Below are 18,629 nucleotides of genomic sequence, written 5' to 3'. Positions count from 1 at the left end.
TTTATTTAAGATCTAATCTTCAGTATTTTAATGCGCTTCGAGCCAGTTGTCTCCTACTCCAATTTCTACAAATAACGGAACCTGTGTTTTCAGGGCACTTTCCATTTCAGTTTTAATCAGTTTTGAAGCGGCTTCAATCTCATCAGCAGGAGATTCGAATATCAATTCGTCATGTACCTGAAGAAGCATCTTTGTTGTAAGCTGTTGCTCTTTAAGCTCTCTGTCTATTTTAATCATGGCAAGCTTTACAACATCTGCCGCACTTCCCTGAACAGGTGCATTCACGGCATTTCTTTCTGCATGACCCCTTACCACAAAGTTATTGGAATTAATATCTTTCAAATGACGTTTTCTTCCTAAAATGGTTTCCACATATCCTAACTGACGGGCTTTGCTCACCTGCTCTGCCATGTATTCCTTCAGTTTCGGATAGGTTTCGAAATAAGCTTCGATCATTTGTTTAGCTTCTGTACGGGATAATCCGGTCTGTTCTGCCAAAGCAAAAGCTCCCTGCCCGTAAATAATACCGAAGTTTACGGTCTTAGCCTGGCTTCTCTGGGTTTTGGATACCTCAGCCAGAGGAATTTTAAAGAGCTTTGCAGCCGTAGAAGCGTGGATATCTTCTCCATCCTGAAAGGCTTTGATCATATTATCCTCTCCTGAAATTTCAGCAATTAAACGAAGTTCAATCTGTGAATAATCGGCAGAAATAATCTTCTTTCCTTCTCCGGAAACAAAAGCTCCACGAATCTGCTGTCCTCTCACCGTTCGGATCGGAATATTCTGCAGGTTCGGGTTTACACTCGCCAAACGGCCTGTAGCGGCTGTGGTTTGTGAGAAATTGGTATGTACTCTGTTATCTTTTTTCTCAATCTGTGAAGGCAGGGCATCTACATAGGTTGATTTTAATTTCTGATATGTTCTGTATTCCAGGATATGCTTGATGATCTCATGTTTTGAAGTCAGCTTCTGAAGAACGTCTTCTGAGGTTGCATATTGTCCCGTTTTTGTTTTTTTGGCTTTCGGATCCAGCTGCATTTTTTCAAAAAGAATCTCTCCCAGCTGTTTAGGTGAATTCATGTTGAATTCTTCTCCTGAAAGTTCAAAAATCTTTGTTTCCAGCTGCTTCAGATCATTCTCAAGGTCAACACTTTCCTGTGCCAGCCATTTTTCATCCAGATAAATTCCTGCCAGTTCCATTTTCGCCAGCACTTCCATCAGAGGCATTTCTATATTGTAGAAAAGTTCCTCAAGGTTTTCTTTTTTCAGCTGTGGTGCAAACAGCTCATACAGCTGGAAAGTTATGTCTGCATCTTCCGCGGCGTAATCGGTTTGCGTTCTCAGATCAGCATCTCTGAAATTGCCTTGCTTTTTTCCTTTTTTTCCGATGATGGTTTCAATGGATACGGGTTTATAGTTCAGGTATACTTCTGAAAGATAATCCATCCCGTGTCTTCCGTCCGGATTCAGTAGATAGTGGGCAATCATGGTATCAAACATGGCGCCTTTTACGGTGATGTCGTATTGTTTTAAAACTTTATAATCAAATTTAAGATTGTGAGCAATTTTCAGCAGGTCTTCTTTTTCAAAAAATGGTCTGAAAATCTCCAAAGTCTGCAATACTTCTTCCCTGTTTTCAGAGAGCGGAATGTAATAAGCAAGTCCTTTTTTATAAGAGAAGCTCATTCCTACCAATTCTGCTTCCAGCTCATTTAATGATGTGGTTTCTGTATCAAAACAAACCACTTTCTGCTGCAGCAGGTTGTCTACCAGTTTTTTCTGTGCTTTCGGATTATTGATAAACTGATAAAGGTGATCATTATTCTCAATCGTCGACTTTGTAGAAGTCGCCTGATCCAGTTCCTCAAAATTGGCAAAAAGATCAAGCTGCATAACCTGTCCTTTTACTTCAGTTCCGGCCGGAGTCTGTTTTACTTCTACCTCGCTTACAACCACTGTTTCTACAGCAGCAGGAGCAAAAGCCCTGTAAAGGTTTTCGTATAATCTTCGGAATTCTATTTCATCAAAGACCTCTTTTACTTTTTCAAAATCCGGAGTTTCAAGATCGTATTGCTCCTGATGGAATTCTACCGGAGCATCACAGATGATGGTCGCTAATTTTTTAGACATAATACCACGCTCTGCAGAAGCTTCTACTTTTTCTTTCAGTTTCCCTTTCAGTTTATCCGTATTGGCTAATAAATTTTCAATGCTGCCGAATTCTTTCAGGAACTTCATGGCAGTTTTCTCTCCTACGCCTTCCAATCCCGGAATATTATCTACCGCATCTCCCATCATGGCAAGGAAATCAATAACCTGTTTCGGGTCTTCAATCTCATATTTTGCCTTTACTTCTTCAACTCCGAGAATTTCAATGTCACCACCTTTTAAACCTGGTTTATAAATTTTGATTTTATCGGTAACAAGCTGTGCAAAATCTTTATCCGGTGTCACCATGAAAGTGGTATATCCTTCCTTTTCGGCTTTGCACGCAATAGTCCCAATAACATCATCGGCTTCATATCCTTCCACTCCAAGAATGGGGATATGCATGGCATCCAGAATTTTGTGAATATATGGAACCGCAATTTTGATTGCTTCGGGAGTTTCGCTTCTGTTAGCTTTGTAATCTGAATAGTCATCCGTTCTTACACTCGCCTGCCCCACATCAAAAACGACTGCCAGGTGTGTTGGTTTTTCTCTTCTGATCAACTCTATCAAAGAATTGGTAAAACCGAAGATGGCAGAAGTATCCAGCCCTTTGCTGGTGAGTCTCGGATTCCTGATTAATGCGTAATATCCTCTGAAAATCATCGCATAAGCATCGATGAGAAACAGCCTTTTATCTTGTGTTGCGTCCATATTTTGAATAATGAACAAATATAAGAAAATAGGAGTAAAAGTTGATAGTTTGAGGAAGGGTTTCGGGAATGGAGATTCGGGGTTAGTGGGTGCGAGGTGCGTAGTATGGTAATCTCTTTTTAGCAGCTATTGTTTTGAAACGGGTTTGTTCATTCTCATTTCAATAGCTTTCCATTCTCATTATTTTGACAGCTACGTCTTTATAAAACAAAACAGCATACCCAAAGGCATACTGTTTCTTTTTTTATTTAAGTTTATGGGATTATTTACCTGAAGAAGGCCATAGTCCTGCGTACTGGGAAGTACCATAGTCAATGGTTTCAGCACTTACTACGAAGCTGATCAGCATACTGTTGCTGTCAATTGCGTCGAAGTCTACTTCGTGCTGGATTACGTATCCGTTTTCCCATTTCAAAGTGATCAGTGTTCCTTCTTCGTGAGATTTGTTGAAAGTGATTTCTCCTACTGTTGGCTTATATTTACCGTTTAGTAAGCTTTCAAGGATGTCTGACTTTTCAGTAGCTTCTACTGTCACCTTGATTAATGCGTTAGAAGGATCTGATGCTACACGTCCTGAAACGTCTGTAGATCTTGATACGCTGTAGTTCATTTTTAACAGTTTCTGTCCTTCACCGTTGTTGAATTTTAAGATTCCTCTTGAATTTCTTTCTGCCATGATTGTAAATTTTAATCGTTAGTAATAAATTGTAATTCAATAATTATATAACAAAGATAAAGCCCCTGGTTTTGAAAAAAAAGCAATTGAACGGAAATCTGAAAAAGTGTCGTAATTGTACGATTTGATGTCGTAGTTCTACGATTTGTTGTCGTAATTCTACGACATTAGATTTAAAAACAAAATACAAAACGTTATAAATAAATATTTTAAATACATTAAAAAAACATGAACAGATCGCAATTTATTACACTGCCAAGAGAAATAAAATACAGAAAATGTATTCAATCGTATAAAAAAAGACCTTATTCAGGTCTCCATATGTTATCTTTTTTTAATTAAAAAAATAGGTTTGAATTATGCATCCATTGCAATGATATGTATTCCGTTTCCGGCATCTTCAGCCATTGCATTGGCTAATATTCTTCTTGAGTCTTCAGAAAAATAAGTAGCGATAAATGGAAAAAAGAAACCGATAAACCCACCGCCTTTTACTCCCAGTTTACCAATATTTTTAATATTCTGCATTTTTATGCTGGGAAGTTCTTTGGCTAAATTCGGTAAATTACGGGGACGCACTCTTCCTAAGCCATCTTTTGCGGTTGCTACCAGAGATTCTGAATATTTGCCGTTACGGATATTTTCTACAATGGCCTTTCCTTCGGGTGTTTTCCATACTTCCCGGGAATCTACTCCTTCCAGAGCTGTCAAATCCTGAGATAAAGCGGTTCCCTGTTTTATTTCTATTAAGTTTTTCTGCCAATCCTGAACATACCATTTTCCATTAAAGAAAATAGGGGTTTTACCATCTCTGCTGGCTAATCCTCCTTTTTCATTGAGCTCCAGAATATCCGGGCTGGCAAGGTCTGATGGTGTTATTCCTGTAACACTCTCCGGTAGATCTTTTAAATATCCCGGAATTCGGCTGTTTTCATCAGCTTCTTTATTCATATCCTGATAATGGCTATTATCTTCCAATGAATTATTTCTGATTATCTCTCTTTCCCAGTAACTTCCTTCGTTCATTGCAGCCATGGTTCCTCCCATCCATAATAGTGTTTTAGCGATTCCCATTTCTGCTCCGGCAATAACAATCCCTGCTCCTCCAAAGAAAGAAGCCGCTGCGTTGAGAACGATTTCTTTTCCATTATTACTCTCAATCTGCAGTGCATATTTTTTGGCCACAGAATAACTGAAAATAGGGCTTAACAATCCTCCGGTATCACAAACCAGTATAGAGTTCTGGGTAATGGCCTTAAACTGATCAAATTTTACTTTTTCATGTTCAATTTTCCAGTTTCCTTTTCCTAAAGAGCCTGTACATAAGTGGTTTATTTTCGTAGCATGATATGCTGCCGCAGCTCCACATGCGAGAACCGCTACTCCCACAGCCAATGCCGCCCAGCCAACAGGGCCGGATAATACAAGAAGCGCTCCCACAATAAGGCCTGCTCCAAAGCAGAGGAATCCCCACATTGCATTTTTAGGGCTTTTACAGGGAAATTCTTTATTAATATTACGGTCTTCTATTGTTAATAAAGGCCGTGTCCTGTCTGATCCATAGAAAACAGTAATGGGTTCTCTTGTAGGGATTAATTGTCTTGGTTCTGAATCGGTTTGAAATGTACACACCGTGTAAACATCTTTGGGTATATAGGAAGCACTCATAATGTTACATTTTATTGATTAAAAACATCCTGAAATAAGTGAATTCATTTAAATTTTCATAGTTACAGGCTTTAACTCTATGGTGAATACCAGTAAATATTCTGAAGACTTTTCTTTTCTGTTTTTGAAAAATGAAGTTCTTTCTGAGCAGACTTTAGAAATTTCGTAAGCTCATTTCCTTTTTCCTCTTCATATTTATTCTTGTATTCAACGTCATTTAAATAGATATCGTTTTTATTCTTCAGACAAAATCTGAAATATATTTTTGAACTTTTCAACGATGCTGCTTTGGTTTCATAATCATAAGCGTAAAAGCCTTCAATGTCTGTTTTGGAATATTTTTCAGGAGATTGATTTCCCTTCTGGATATAAAAATAGTTTTCATCAAACCACATCTTTACTTTAACGGAAAGGGCTTTGAGAACCAGATAACAGGTTCCAAAATAAAAGAGAGTAAAGAACATCACAAATGAAAGTCTGAATATTCCTTTGAATAAAAAATAATATAATGCTCCGTATAAAATCAGACATGGTATAATAACCAAAAGAGTTCTGGCAATATGATACGGCAAAACGTTATTGAATGTAAAGACTTTATTTTCGGCCATACTTAAAAATTACTTTTAATACTCAATTTGTTTCAGATCAAACTGGGTTACAAACTGATAATTATTTTTCACTTCTTCTTTCATTAATGCCGAAGCATTCACAATAGTTCCTGTTTTTTTATCGACCATTCTTCTGATCCGATAATCATAATTATATTCACTAAAACCATATTCGATAATAGGTTTGTAGAATTTGTTGTATTGTTCTTCCAGTGTCCTATTATCTATTTTATCTTTTAAAAGTGTTCCCACAGTTCGGAACTCTATAAAATAATCATCTTCTTTTATGATGCTGTGCTGCAATTCCAGTTCAATAGGGATATTAACAAATATCTGTGAAATAAACTTTAAAACATCATTTTGTTCCTTTTTTTTTCGCGCATCATAATCATTAAATAATACGTGATAAAGAAGGGATTTGTCATAGGTTTTTCTCAGATTGGCTTCGTTCTCAAACTCTAATCCGCCGCCCTTGATGATGTCTTCAGCAGCTTTTGAATTGATTTTTTCCACCTGTCTGTAAAATTCCGAAGCTTTTAATTTAGGCTTAAAAAGCTCCCATTTCTCTTTGATCTCAGGAAAGCTTTGTACTCCTTTTATGGTTTGGTCATCATTTAAATCGAAAATTACATTTTCCTTATCAAATTCCAGCTCTTTTACGGCTTCTATAGCGAGAGCCATATTTTCAGGATTTATTTTATATAGATATTCTTTAAGCTGAACCTTAGCTTTTGAAAGGGATGCATCTTTTTCAACGACGTATTCCTTTTTTGTATTGCAATGGAATGTGATTCTATCTTCAACCTTTGTGGTATTGAACTGTTCGCACCTGTATCTTGCTTTATGAGGAAATTTTCGGTCTTCTATTGCTTTATTGATTTCTTCTCCCGTTTTCTTTTCCAAAAACAGATATTGCAGATGAACAGGAAGTTTTTCTCCGATAATAAAATTTGTTGTTCCACAATACAGGTTATGGAAATTAACAAGCTCTTTAACCGACGTACCTTGTTTCTCTGCAAGAGATTCTAAGGTATCTCCTTTTTTAATCTCGTATTTTATAAACTCCATCCTGTTAATTAATATCTACCTCTGATCCTGTTATTTTTGTAATGCCTTTAAAATTAGCTGTTGCGCCACCTCCGCTAATGTCTATTTCATCACTTTTAATAGAAACCTTAGTTCCGGTAATGACAATTTCGCTGTTTCCTACTTTGATCGTAATTTTCTGAGCTCCTGTCAAATCAATAACGCCTGCGTTATCCATCGTAAAGACGCTCTGATCTTTACCTACAGAAACTTTATGGGTATTACCCACATCAGCAATATGGTCACAGCCTACTTCCAGTTTTTTATTATTTCCAACCTTATCTGTTTTATCATTACCAACTGTTTTAGTACTGTTGTTATTGGCATTGTGTACTACATTTCCTGATCCATCAAAGAACATATTGGCGCCACCCTGATCTTTAAGATTCATAGATCCTGCTCCGTTATCATACTTGAGTTCTGCACCACTTCTTCCGCTAAAGCTCATTATATTATTTCCGGCGCCGCCTCCGGCTCCGATACTTCCATGGAACATTCCTCCCATTACAAACGGACGGTCAGGATGCTGGTGTACAAAATTGACAATAACCTGATCTCCCACTTCGGGAATTGACATGAACCCACGGTTTTTATTGACTTTATCACTGCTTCCCGCATCGGGAGACATGACACGGATAAATTCTGTGCTATCCGGTCCGTTTTGCCAGTCAAACTGTACCTGAACTCTTCCCTGATTCATCGGGTCTGTATTGGAAATAACTTTTGCAAACTGAGCCTCAGCTCTTGGAGTTTCAAATTCAGGACGTGGCAGGAAACCTGTATCGGCCGCGATCGCTTCAAATTTACCATCATAGTAGCCTCTTGCATCTACTTCATGGGTAACTTCTACAATCATCAGTTTGGTAAAATAAGAGGTTTCATTGGTTGAGGATTTACGCATTTCGATATCTGCTGTACATCCGGGATACAAAAACGGAACAGTTGTAGTTCCGGAAGTAACAAATACTTCTGAGGCCTTACTCCCTGCTGTTCCTTTCTGAGAAGCATCAATATCCATAAAAGAAGCTGCTTTTATGGGAGCTACTCTCAAAGAAGGTGTGGTGAAGGTTTTTTCTGAGATTTCGTAGGCTCTTCTTGCAATATCTGAGGTATGGCTGATCTTCGAGCTTCCGGTGGTCAGTTTTTCATTTTTACTGCTGTTATAGCCATAAAATGTAGGATTGACGTGCTGTGCCTTCATTCTGACAGCAATATCGCTCACACTGCTTCCATAGGTAAGCTTAACAGGTTTTTCCTGAGGAGGGAGTTTTCCAAAATGCAATACTTCACCATCATAATAAAACTGCTCTCCATATGCTTCAGCCATTCTAGCCAGATAATTGTAATGGGTTTCTTCATACTGCGAACTGTAGGCAACATTTCCATGCTGGGCATCAATTCTGAAATCGAATTTATTTTGCCCCAGCCCTTCACGGATGACCTGATCAGCAATACTGTTCAAACTAACCGGCTGTGCACCTCCAAAACTCTGAATATGTGGAGCTGCATCCAAAAGTACTGTCGGGCTGAAACCTTTAAGGACTATATTTCCAAGACTTCCTTTTTCCTGGCTGAATCCTACTTCTGTAATAACTCCCACAAAGTTACGTTCAGCACCTTTTTCAATATCTTTATATTTAAATACAGTGGTAATTCTTTTCCCTAAAAAGCTCTGGGCTTCCTGAAGGTTATGATTTTCTGCATTGCCAAGGGTATCATGAGCAAGCATTAAACAAAATTCATGGTGTTTTGTTGCACTTTGAGTAAGTTTGAAATGCTTAAAATGTCTGATAATCTGTCCTTCAATTATAACATCCAGCCTTACCACACGATTGATTCCTGCAATAAAACTTTCCGCAATGGCTTCAGCATTGTGTATTTTTGAAGTAGGCTGTTTCGCCCACACTTTATTGTCAACAATAGAAGGATTGTTTGGTACAAAAGTTTGGTTCATAAACATATCTGCGCCTTGCAGAGCATTTAAATTTTGTTGTCCGGCTTTTGCTACCTTTTTTACTTTTTCATCTGCCTTATTCAATTTTCCTTCTGCTTTTTTGGTAACATTCTCCTCTGCTGTATTTTTCAACTGCTGTTTACCCGCCTTTATCTCGTTTTTAGGGCTTGCTACTTTAATTTTTTTATCATCCTGAAACATAGCATTTTGTATTTAAGTTAAATAATCAATAAACTGCTGATATTTGCAGCATAGAAATAAGAGGTTGATGAATCACTTGGGCATCAATCATTTTTTTTAAAATGATTTACGGAATTCTTCTAAACGGAAAAACAGAACAGTATACCCGGATGAGTGTACTGTTCTGTACCAATTTTATTTTTACTAAGATGATGAATAGGCTTATTTACCTGCTGAAGGCCATAGCCCAGCGAATTGAGCAGTACCATAATCAATTGTTTCAGCACTGATGACGAAGCTGATCAGCATACTGTTGCTGTCGATTGCGTCGAAGTCTACTTCGTGCTGGATTACGTATCCGTTTTCCCATTTCAAAGTGATTAATGTTCCTTCTTCGTGAGATTTGTTGAAAGTAATCTCTCCTACTGTGGGTTTATATTTACCGTTTAGTAAGCTTTCAAGGATGTCTGATTTTTCAGTAGCTTCTACTGTAACCTTGATTAATGCATTAGAAGGATCTGATGCTACACGTCCTGAAACGTCTGTAGATCTTGATACGCTGTAGTTCATTTTTAACAGCTTTTGTCCTTCTCCGTTGTTGAATTTTAAGATTCCTCTTGAATTTCTTTCGGCCATGATTGTAAATTTTGATCGTTAATATTTTGTGATTTGGTGATTGTGTTAGCAAATATAGAGGCTCTTTTCCGCTAAAAAAAGCTTTTGAATCGAAATCTGAAAATTTGTAGTAATTCTACGATTTCTTGTAGTAATTCTACGACAATGGATTTAAAAAATCCATTCAAAACCTCATCAGCAAAGGTTTTTAATTAACTAAAAACAAATGATAAAAACAATAATTTTACACTTAAGTGAGAAATATTAAGAGTTTATTAATAAAAAATTGGCTGATTTTAACAGGTCACATAATAAGAAAAGCAACCAGATTAACTGATTGCTTTTTATGGTATTGATATCATTTTACTGTTGAGTTTTTCCGCCTTCTTTTATGGAGCGAACCAATATTTTATTTTTTCTCAAAAGAAAATCTGGCATCAGATCCACCGGAAGATAGAATGGGCTTTCTCCTTTTTTCTGGAGTTCTTCCACGATTCCGGGGTTCCAGGCAAGGATTTTGTCTACATCAACGTTCAATTCAGCAGCAACAATGTTCAGGTTGAACCCTGCATTGATCTCCGTTTCCGAAAGCGCAGCAGCAGTCTCTTTACGGTCGCCTTCAAAGAAAATCTTGTTGAGTCTTGCAGAATTATAGTTATTCAATACACTCTGAAGCTCTCCTGTTGCATAGCATGCATTAAGATATTTCTTCACATGATTAATGGTTTCTCCCGGAAGGTATTTATAAAACACATGGTATTGGGAAGAACCTGCGGCTTCCATCGCTTTGGCAATATTTCCTTCACCACAGTTATAGGCAGCCACCACAGTCACCCAATTATTGTACTTTTTATAAAGATTACTTAAAGAAATCGTAGCGGTTTTAGTACTTTTATAAATATCTGTACGTCCCTGCTCTGTAAGTCCGTACTGGTTGGCATGTGATGTCATAAACTGCCAGATACCTACTGCTCCGGCTCCTGAGGTAATATTTCTGTCAAAATGGGATTCTATCAGGGCCAGGTTTCTCAAATGCTTGGGAAGCCCTTTCTGAAGGAGTAATTGTTCAATAAATTCTACAAGATCTTTATTGGCATTAATGATACCTTTATACTTTTTCACACTGCTTTCCGAGGTGTCGGAAGCGGCAAGAAACTGTCCGTTGATCATGATAACGGATCCTAATAATAGAAAACCTGTAAAGATATTTCTGACAATTGTTTTCATTTTAATTTTATTTATAAGCAAAAGGGTAAAAGCGGGTAATAAATTTGCCTTTTTACTTTATATTTACTCTACGTTCCAGCTTAATTTTTCTTCGTCTTTATTCCAATCTACATGAATGGTCTGGCCGGATTTTACTTCTTCTCTGACAATCATTTTAGAGATTGGTCTTGCAAGCTGTGCACGGATTACTCCAGAGATCTGTCTCGCTCCATATTTGCTGCTGAATCCTCCCAATGCGAGATTCTTCACTGCTTCATCGCTAATTTTTAAAGCAATTCCCAATCTTGTTAATGAAGTATGAAGTGATTTCAACTGAATATTAAAGATTCTTTCCGCAATAGATTCTGTGATCGGTGCAAAAGGAATAATCTCTGTGATTCTTGCCAGGAACTCAGGTCTGAACCGTCCGGAGTTTGACATAATCTGCATCAGTGAAGATGATTCCGGAATTTTTCCTTCTTCAAACTGTTTTACAATTTCTTCACTTCCGATATTGGAGGTAAACAGGATCAATGCATTGCTGAAATCTCCTTCTTTCCCTAATTTATCATGCACTTTTCCTTCGTCCATAATCTGAAGGAATACGTCAAAAACTGAATGATGGGCTTTTTCAATTTCATCAAATAATACAACGGTATAAGGCTGCTGTCTGATTTTATTAACAAGCATACCTCCTTCTTCGTATCCTACATATCCCGGAGGCGCCCCGTATAGCAAAGCTGCGGAATGTTCTTCTTTAAATTCTGACATATCAAAGCGTACCATTGCTTTCTCATCATTGAAAAGTAATTCTGCCATTGATTTTGCCAGCTCAGTTTTCCCGGTTCCGGTAGGTCCCAGAAGGAAGAATGATCCGATGGGCTGTCCCGGTTTATTTAATCCGCTTCGGTTTTCAACAATAGCATCAGAAAGGATTTTTAATGCATGATCCTGTCCTACGACTCTGTTCAACAGAAGAGATTCCATATTCAGAAGTTTTTCTTTTTCCTGAGCCTGAATTTTTCCGATCGGGATATTGGTTTTGGCAGCCATTACAGCAGCAAGCTCCAATCGGTCTACTTTTTCTCTTTTTTTGGCGGCATGCTGTAAAAGTTCTGCGTAGGTATCTTCAATAATCTTCTGAATCTGATCTACAGGCATAGAATTGTCAATCGATGGCTGCTCACTCAGTGAACCCCACAAAATCGGACTTATCTTATCTCTCAACAGGTTATAAGTCCAGATCAGTTCATCTGCTTTATCTTTACTGTCTGCATATTCTTCTTTTAAAATATTATCATAGCTTTCTTTCCAGCTGTTCAGTTCTTTTTCTGATAATTCATCAAGCATTTTGATGGCGGCCATTGTTCTGTCTAGTAAGTCAATAGCGGCGTCCGGCAATTTTTTACCTTTTGCATATCTTTTGGCAAGACGTACACATTCCGGAAGGGCTGTTTTTTCCACTTCAATACCGTGGTGCTTTTTGTATCCTTCAAGGAGTACATCTATCATTTTGACACAGGTTTTCTCATCCGGTTCAAGAACGGTTAACACTTCAAAGCGGCGGTTAAAAGCCTGTTCCGGCTCAATAATTTTTCTGTATTCTTCCTGAGTGGTAGCTCCGATTACGGTAATTTCACCTCTGGCAAGCTCAGGTTTCAAAAGATTGGCAACGTTTCCGATGCTTCCTTTCGGGTCTAAAAGGGTATGAATTTCATCAATGAAGAGAATGGCTTTTTCAATTTTCTTACATTCATTAATGACTTTTTTCAGGCGGTCTTCAATTTCGCCTTTATAAGAAGTTCCTGCCAGTAATGCTCCGGTGTCCAGTTCTAAAAGGGTACCGTTTTTAAGCATTTCAGGAACATTTCCTTTAATAATTTCTGTTGCAAAACCTTCTACCAAAGCTGTTTTTCCTACTCCCGGCTCTCCGATGATGATCACATTCGGTTTGCTTCTACGGCAAAGGATTTCTACCAGCATTCTGAGTTCTTTATCTCTACCGATAATATTTTCGATTTCTCCTTTTCTTGCCTGTGCTGTTCTGTCTACACAATAGCTTTTAATGGAAGGAAAGGAAGCATCGGAATAATCTGCTGAACCATTTGAAAACAGTGATGAGAAATTTCCGTCTTCTGAAACGGTAAACGGAGTATCCTTTCTGTACAGATTGAATATCTCATGTTCTCTCAGCGGAAGTGATTTCAGCTGCTGAAGTGAGAATACCACCTGTGGCTTTACAATGGCGGTAAGGATACAAATTGGAGTAATTTCGTCCAGCCCTAATTTTAACCGGATATCATCAGCTTCTTCAATAAGGGTATCTATGGCATCATCCTGACCAACCTCATCGGGAAGGTGGTTGGTTTTCGGATATTCTTCGATACGGACATCTGCCCATTCGTAGAAATAGCCCGGGTCTTTATCTATACTTTTCAGGAATTCATTAAGTCCGATATCTTTATGCATTAAAGCCTGCAAAATATGCGGGCCTCCATAAGTTCCATTATAATTTTCCTTCGCTATCGACTGAGCAATGTGAAATAGTTGCTTTACTGTTTCGTTGGTTACTAGTACTCCCATTTATAATTTTCTTATATTAATATATTTGCGTTCTGTTTATTACGCAGATTTGATGGTTTTAATCTATATTATTCACACTTTTTACCAAAGCATAAAAATTTGTTCTTTTTGTGAAGCTAAAATTAACTATTTTATTCTAAACGATATAAAGATAGTTAATTCTTCAATTAGAGAAGTAAGAAGCATGTTTTTTTGTTTTAAGACTGATTTTGAAGGTCCATTTTTATGGCAAATTACTCCCCTACTTGAATAGTATGGTTAAGTTTTTATTAAAAAGGATAGGATTCACCATTTTCAAGATAAGGTTGGTAAGCTCTTAACCATACTCCAGTTTCCATATATTTTGCAATCCCCGTTTTACTATCTACCCATATTCCACTTGTTGAAGCTTCTGGAACTTTCGGATGAAAATAAGAGGTAAAAACATAATTATTGTCTATTATAAAGAAGTTATAAGATTCAGGTTTCTTATTATTTTTTATAGCAAAATCTGCTTGAATCTGCTTTGCTTCTTCAGGTTTTATGTTTGCAGTATTAATGAAATCTTCTGCTTCCTTAGTCTCAGAAAGAATTACTTTATGATTATCCAAAAATTTTTGCTCTTTACTTTTGCATCCTAACAATGAAAATAAACTACATATCGATACGATGTAAATTAATTCTTTCATAATTATTAACACTACATATGAAATATTCTATTTCTGAAACTCTCCTACAATAATGTGGCTATTATCATTCTTATCATAAAATGCTACATCCAAAACAATAAGCTGATCTTTATAGAAGCCTTTAGGAATAGTAGTTGTAAAAAAATCTTTTGCATGATATTCATTCCACGTTCTACCATAATCATAAGAATAATAGAATGTAACATAAGGACGGGTTTCTTTGAAATAGCAAGCGAAATTTCTGTAGCGGTAATACTCTATTGTTTTTTCATTCTCCACAAATAGCTCTCCTTCATTCTGATTATAAATTGTCATTTCAGTTTTAAATCTGCCAGACTTTCCTAATAAATATTCCTCATTTTCATAATACAGAACATCATAATTACTTTTTAATTTTTTGATGACTCTTTGCTGTTTGGTTTTTAAATTATATTCTTGTATTTCATCTTTCAATAAAGAAGTGACTGTATTATCTTTTTTCAGAATAAAAGGTGTTTTTTTCAAATAATCCGGTAATTCGATTTCTTCTTTTGTCAGAAAATTTACTATTTTTTGATTATCATTTTCTGAATAAACAACATTTTCACCATTAAACTGCGAATACATAATTTTAGATTTAGAAGAATATTCATCAATTTTTTTATATTCTAACGTATGATTATTCATGAGATAAAGCACTACTTTCCCAGATTGGCTATTACCACCGCTACCTGTCTCAATTAAAGTATATTTTTCTGAAGGAGTAATAAATTTTACGGTTTCTTCCGGAAAAGCAATTTCCTGATAACTCTTTCCTTTATCTGTTGAAATAAATACTACAGCGGAATATCCCGGTTTATTGTAGAAACTATGTAAGTCTTTACTTCCTGCCAAAAGAATAGTATTTTCATTCAAAAATTTTAAAATTGTTAATTTTAGACCAGTTTCAGGACCAAAATTTCCATTACTTACATTCTTTTTATACAAATCAAAAAAGTCATATTTTGAGATCCATTTCATTTGCCCTAGCTTTGTGTTTTGTGAACATCCATAATTAATACTGATTAAAAGTATAATACAAATTATCTTTCTTATATTATTTAAATTCATCATTTCCTAATACGTATTTTTTGAAAAATCGTTCTAAAGTCACTTCAGTTATTTCACGATAATCTAAATTTCTTGCCATAATTAATGCTTGTTTCCATGTGGCAGCTCCCAACCATTCTTTCATATCTGGTGTAGACATTACCTTTAATAAATCATCCGCTGGCAAATATCTCATTTTTAGTGGGTCATAAGCATCTGGATGGGTAGCAAATGCAAATTCCTGAAAACGTTTATTATCTATCTCTATATCAGTATAATATTTTTCTATATTATTCTTTTTAATTTCTTCTAATTTTCGGGGATCATTCCTGTATTGAATTCTTTCAAATAAAGTGGGTTTAAAATGATCGTTGAAATTATCTTCTAATCCTTCAGGCAAAACTGTATCGTATGTTGCTATATAATTTTTGTCAATGACACCTTTTTCCATATATTCCTGCAGCTTATATCTGGCTTCTGTAAGCCATGCTTTACCGCGTGAAGTTAGCTTAGGCATAAGAATTCTAGAAAAACGAGTGCAATATTTAAATCCATAACTGCTTGAAGGAACAGGTTTATACTTATTCCCCTGTTTTTCTACCTCATTTACCGAAATACTTACTTGCTTCATTTCTTCAGTGAGACTTGGGGTCCACCATTCTTTGATATCATCTATTGCACTCCAGAAACTCAGTTCTCTCATCTCACCAAAATAATATACAGGAGGAGTATGTCCACAATGTTTATGACGACGCATGAAATCATCATACCTAAAACGATAAAAATCACAACTTCCATATTGTCTATTATTGAAGCTTTGCACTACATTTTTATCGCAGATTTCAACATTAAGATAAAAATCAGATGTTAATGGAAGCTTAATATTTAAATCTTCTTTATAGCTGCACTCAAAATAAAGCTCAATATTATCTCCAAAATCATTTTCAATAAAACTTGCCAAGCCATCACTTAAAGTGAGATTATAGACAATTTTATTATTGATTACCTGTTTCTCAGTAACCAGAGCACCCGGACTTCCATCCTCTTTAACTTCTCTTACATTTATTGGATCAGGTTCTCCCCCAAGCCCTCCATCGTCATCATATAATTGTAAGGTTACTTTTGCATCAGGATCTGTAATATTTTGCGTTTTTATATGAAAATATACAACCTGGCCTATAGCAGCCTGGGTTATTAGATTTTTACCTTCGGCATCTGAATACCATTTTCCTTCTACAAAATATTTTTTTTCTTCTGACCTATCTTTTTTAGGTTCACCGATAAATGTACCATTTTTAGCTGTAAAATGGCTATTATTTCCTGCATACGCTTCAAAATGGTCAGTAAAAACTGTCCAATTTTGTTCTATTGCTGTAATATTTTCACCTTCAGTAATTCGTATAATAGACATGATTTAATGCATTTTTGAATTTTCACCACTATTATTATTAAACTGATTCTGTGCATGAATATCATTATTCTCCTGAGAAATAATTTCTCTTCTTTTAGAATTTTCTTTTACTTCTTTTGCTTTGGATTCTCTATTTCCTTTAACAAATTCCATTAAACTACCCACAACATTCGTCATGAAATTAGCGCCTACAGAAAGATTTTTCATCATTCCCACGCTTTCCGTATAATTCATTGAAACACTATCAGACTTATTCATTCCCACCGTCGTAGTCATATTTTCACCTACATTGATGTTCATATTCTTACAGTTCAGGGTCATGGTTTCCGGTGCCGTGATATTGATATTACTGCCCGTCGTATCCAGATGGATCTCATTGCCGCTCTTATCTGTAATAATGATACTTTCATCTTCTGTGAAAACGATTCTGTGGCCGCTTCGTGTTTGTATAGATTTTACCCGGTTGTCTGCTCCACCGCCAAGTCCTATTCCTCCATGGAACATTCCTCCCATCACGAAGGGTCTGTCCGGATGGCTATGAACGAAATTAACCATCACCTGATCTCCTACTTCCGGAATGGCTACATAACCACGGTTTTGCGTGATCTGATCGGTTCCTCCGGCATCAGGACTCATTACCCGGATAAAATGAGTAGTATCATTCATCTGCCAGTCGAATCTTACCTGAACTCTTCCCTGTCCTTCCGGATCAGTATTGGAAATTACTGTTGCAATCTGTGGCTGGGCAGCCGGTACCGTAAATTCCGGTTTGGGCAGAAAACCTGTGTCTGCGGCAATGGATTCGAAAGTTCCTGTGTAATGTCCGATCGTATCAATTTCATGAACCGCTTCTGTTACCATCACCTTCGTGAAATAAGATGTTTCACTGCTGTCCGGTTTTCTCATATGAATATCCGCAATACATCCGGGATGCAAAAAAGGAACGGTTGTAGATCCGGAAACCGAAAATACATTAACCGCTTCACTTCCTGATGCACTTCTTTGAGAATGCTCCACATCCAGGTGCGTTGTTGCTTTGATAGGTGCAACCTGCAGTGCCGGGGTTTTATATATTTTATCGTTATGCGTATATGCTGTACGGGCTAAATCACTTAAATGGTCAACCGGAGTTTCACCGGAAGTCAGTTTTTCATGTTTACTGCTGTTATAGCCATAATACTGAGGTTTTGTGTGAGCCGCTTTGAGCTCTACCCTTATGTTATCAGCATTGCTTCCATATAATAGTTTTATAGGTTTATTCTGTGGAGGAAGTTTTCCAAAATGCAAGACTTCACCATCATAATAAAATTGTTCCCCATAAGCTTCTGCCATTCTCGACAGATAATTGTAATGGGTTTCGTTATACTGGCTGCTGTAAATGATCTGGGAATAATCATTGGTATCGATTCTTATATCAAACCGTTCTTTATCTATTCCCTGTTGTATTACTTCTTTGGCTATGATACCCATATTAACAGGCTGGCTGCCGCCAAAGCTCTGAATATGGGGAGCACCGTCCAGTAAGATCGTCGGGCTGTATCCGGAAAGCACAATATTTCCCAGACTCATTTTTTCCTGACTGAATCCTACTTTCGTAATGATCCCGACAAAATTCCTTTCCGGACTTTTCTCAATATCTTTGTAGGAAATCACAGCTGTAAAGCGTTTTCCCAGAAATTTGTTGGCTTCTGCAAGGGTATGGCTCTGCCGGTCTCCCAACGCATCGTGAGCAAGAATAAGATTAAATTCGTGGTGGTGACCCGCTTTTTGTTTAAGGGTGAAATGTTTATAGTACTTAATAATTTTACCTTCTACAACCAGTGATAATTTGACAAGCCGGTTGATGCCTGCATGATGATTCTCGGATATCCCGTCTGCATTCTGAGATGGACGGAAAGAAGATCCTTTGGTCTTTGACTCGGTTTTCATATGCTTTGTGTTTGTGTTTGGTATTAAAGATAACAAAATTTATGTAACAGACACTATATAAATATGTTATAAAATAAAATTCTCAGGTATAGTTTTTCATTCAGGCAAAAAAAGA

General features: G+C 36.8%; 13 protein-coding genes. All 13 read right to left on the bottom strand.

Annotation, left to right across the window (positions count from 1 at the left end; translation table 11 throughout):
* Positions 1-27 precede the first annotated feature (27 nt).
* The 13 genes from polA to FB551_RS20715 all read right to left on the bottom strand — a co-directional run bounded on the left by polA (position 28) and on the right by FB551_RS20715 (position 18,514).
* A complete protein-coding gene (gene polA, locus FB551_RS20775) occupies positions 28-2,862 on the bottom strand; it encodes a DNA polymerase I (protein ID WP_142018783.1) in 2,835 nt (944 codons plus the stop codon).
* 262 nt (positions 2,863-3,124) lie between these two features.
* Positions 3,125-3,538 carry a type VI secretion system tube protein TssD gene (gene tssD, locus FB551_RS20770; RefSeq protein WP_047429492.1) on the bottom strand — a complete coding sequence of 138 codons (414 nt, stop codon included), beginning with the start codon at positions 3,536-3,538 and terminating at the stop codon, positions 3,125-3,127.
* Between the two features lie 357 nt (positions 3,539-3,895).
* Positions 3,896-5,206, bottom strand: a complete 1,311-nt coding sequence (locus tag FB551_RS20765) for a hypothetical protein (protein WP_047429489.1) — start codon at positions 5,204-5,206, stop codon at positions 3,896-3,898.
* A 77-nt stretch (positions 5,207-5,283) separates the two neighbouring features.
* Positions 5,284-5,814 carry a hypothetical protein gene (locus tag FB551_RS20760; RefSeq protein WP_142018782.1) on the bottom strand — a complete coding sequence of 177 codons (531 nt, stop codon included), beginning with the start codon at positions 5,812-5,814 and terminating at the stop codon, positions 5,284-5,286.
* Between the two features lie 15 nt (positions 5,815-5,829).
* Complete coding sequence (locus FB551_RS20755) at positions 5,830-6,882, bottom strand: LysM peptidoglycan-binding domain-containing protein (protein ID WP_142018781.1); 1,053 nt, start codon at positions 6,880-6,882, stop codon at positions 5,830-5,832.
* A 4-nt stretch (positions 6,883-6,886) separates the two neighbouring features.
* A complete protein-coding gene (locus FB551_RS20750) occupies positions 6,887-9,055 on the bottom strand; it encodes a type VI secretion system Vgr family protein (protein WP_142018780.1) in 2,169 nt (722 codons plus the stop codon).
* Between the two features lie 201 nt (positions 9,056-9,256).
* Complete coding sequence (gene tssD / locus FB551_RS20745; protein ID WP_047429480.1) at positions 9,257-9,670, bottom strand: type VI secretion system tube protein TssD; 414 nt, start codon at positions 9,668-9,670, stop codon at positions 9,257-9,259.
* A 342-nt stretch (positions 9,671-10,012) separates the two neighbouring features.
* The gene (locus FB551_RS20740) at positions 10,013-10,876 is read right to left on the bottom strand and encodes a lytic transglycosylase domain-containing protein (RefSeq protein WP_142018779.1); all 864 of its coding nucleotides are present in this window, start codon (positions 10,874-10,876) and stop codon (positions 10,013-10,015) included.
* A 63-nt stretch (positions 10,877-10,939) separates the two neighbouring features.
* The gene (locus FB551_RS20735) at positions 10,940-13,438 is read right to left on the bottom strand and encodes an ATP-dependent Clp protease ATP-binding subunit (RefSeq protein ID WP_142018778.1); all 2,499 of its coding nucleotides are present in this window, start codon (positions 13,436-13,438) and stop codon (positions 10,940-10,942) included.
* Positions 13,439-13,707: 269 nt separating this feature from the next.
* Positions 13,708-14,106: a hypothetical protein gene (locus FB551_RS20730; protein WP_142018777.1), complete on the bottom strand. Its 399-nt coding sequence runs from the start codon at positions 14,104-14,106 to the stop codon at positions 13,708-13,710.
* A 27-nt stretch (positions 14,107-14,133) separates the two neighbouring features.
* Positions 14,134-15,105 (bottom strand): hypothetical protein, encoded by a 972-nt coding sequence (locus FB551_RS20725; protein WP_142018776.1) that lies wholly within the window; start codon positions 15,103-15,105, stop codon positions 14,134-14,136.
* Positions 15,106-15,181: 76 nt separating this feature from the next.
* Positions 15,182-16,585 (bottom strand): hypothetical protein, encoded by a 1,404-nt coding sequence (locus FB551_RS20720; protein ID WP_142018775.1) that lies wholly within the window; start codon positions 16,583-16,585, stop codon positions 15,182-15,184.
* A gap of 3 nt (positions 16,586-16,588) precedes the next feature.
* Entirely contained in the window at positions 16,589-18,514 is a 1,926-nt protein-coding gene (locus tag FB551_RS20715) for a type VI secretion system Vgr family protein (RefSeq protein WP_142018774.1), read from the bottom strand.
* Positions 18,515-18,629 lie beyond the last annotated feature (115 nt).

The sequence above is a fragment of the Chryseobacterium aquifrigidense genome (assembly GCF_006716485.1).
Taxonomy (GTDB): Bacteria; Bacteroidota; Bacteroidia; order Flavobacteriales; family Weeksellaceae; genus Chryseobacterium; species Chryseobacterium vietnamense.
This window is presented reverse-complemented; position numbering and strand designations above follow the sequence as displayed.

Coding starts and splice junctions, on each gene's coding strand:
- polA (WP_142018783.1), bottom strand. CDS start 2,862: ATGGACGCAACACAAGATAAAAGGCTGTTTCTCATCGATGCTTATGCG.
- tssD (WP_047429492.1), bottom strand. CDS start 3,538: ATGGCAGAAAGAAATTCAAGAGGAATCTTAAAATTCAACAACGGTGAA.
- FB551_RS20765 (WP_047429489.1), bottom strand. CDS start 5,206: ATGAGTGCTTCCTATATACCCAAAGATGTTTACACGGTGTGTACATTT.
- FB551_RS20760 (WP_142018782.1), bottom strand. CDS start 5,814: ATGGCCGAAAATAAAGTCTTTACATTCAATAACGTTTTGCCGTATCAT.
- FB551_RS20755 (WP_142018781.1), bottom strand. CDS start 6,882: ATGGAGTTTATAAAATACGAGATTAAAAAAGGAGATACCTTAGAATCT.
- FB551_RS20750 (WP_142018780.1), bottom strand. CDS start 9,055: ATGTTTCAGGATGATAAAAAAATTAAAGTAGCAAGCCCTAAAAACGAG.
- tssD (WP_047429480.1), bottom strand. CDS start 9,670: ATGGCCGAAAGAAATTCAAGAGGAATCTTAAAATTCAACAACGGAGAA.
- FB551_RS20740 (WP_142018779.1), bottom strand. CDS start 10,876: ATGAAAACAATTGTCAGAAATATCTTTACAGGTTTTCTATTATTAGGA.
- FB551_RS20735 (WP_142018778.1), bottom strand. CDS start 13,438: ATGGGAGTACTAGTAACCAACGAAACAGTAAAGCAACTATTTCACATT.
- FB551_RS20730 (WP_142018777.1), bottom strand. CDS start 14,106: ATGAAAGAATTAATTTACATCGTATCGATATGTAGTTTATTTTCATTG.
- FB551_RS20725 (WP_142018776.1), bottom strand. CDS start 15,105: ATGAAATGGATCTCAAAATATGACTTTTTTGATTTGTATAAAAAGAAT.
- FB551_RS20720 (WP_142018775.1), bottom strand. CDS start 16,585: ATGTCTATTATACGAATTACTGAAGGTGAAAATATTACAGCAATAGAA.
- FB551_RS20715 (WP_142018774.1), bottom strand. CDS start 18,514: ATGAAAACCGAGTCAAAGACCAAAGGATCTTCTTTCCGTCCATCTCAG.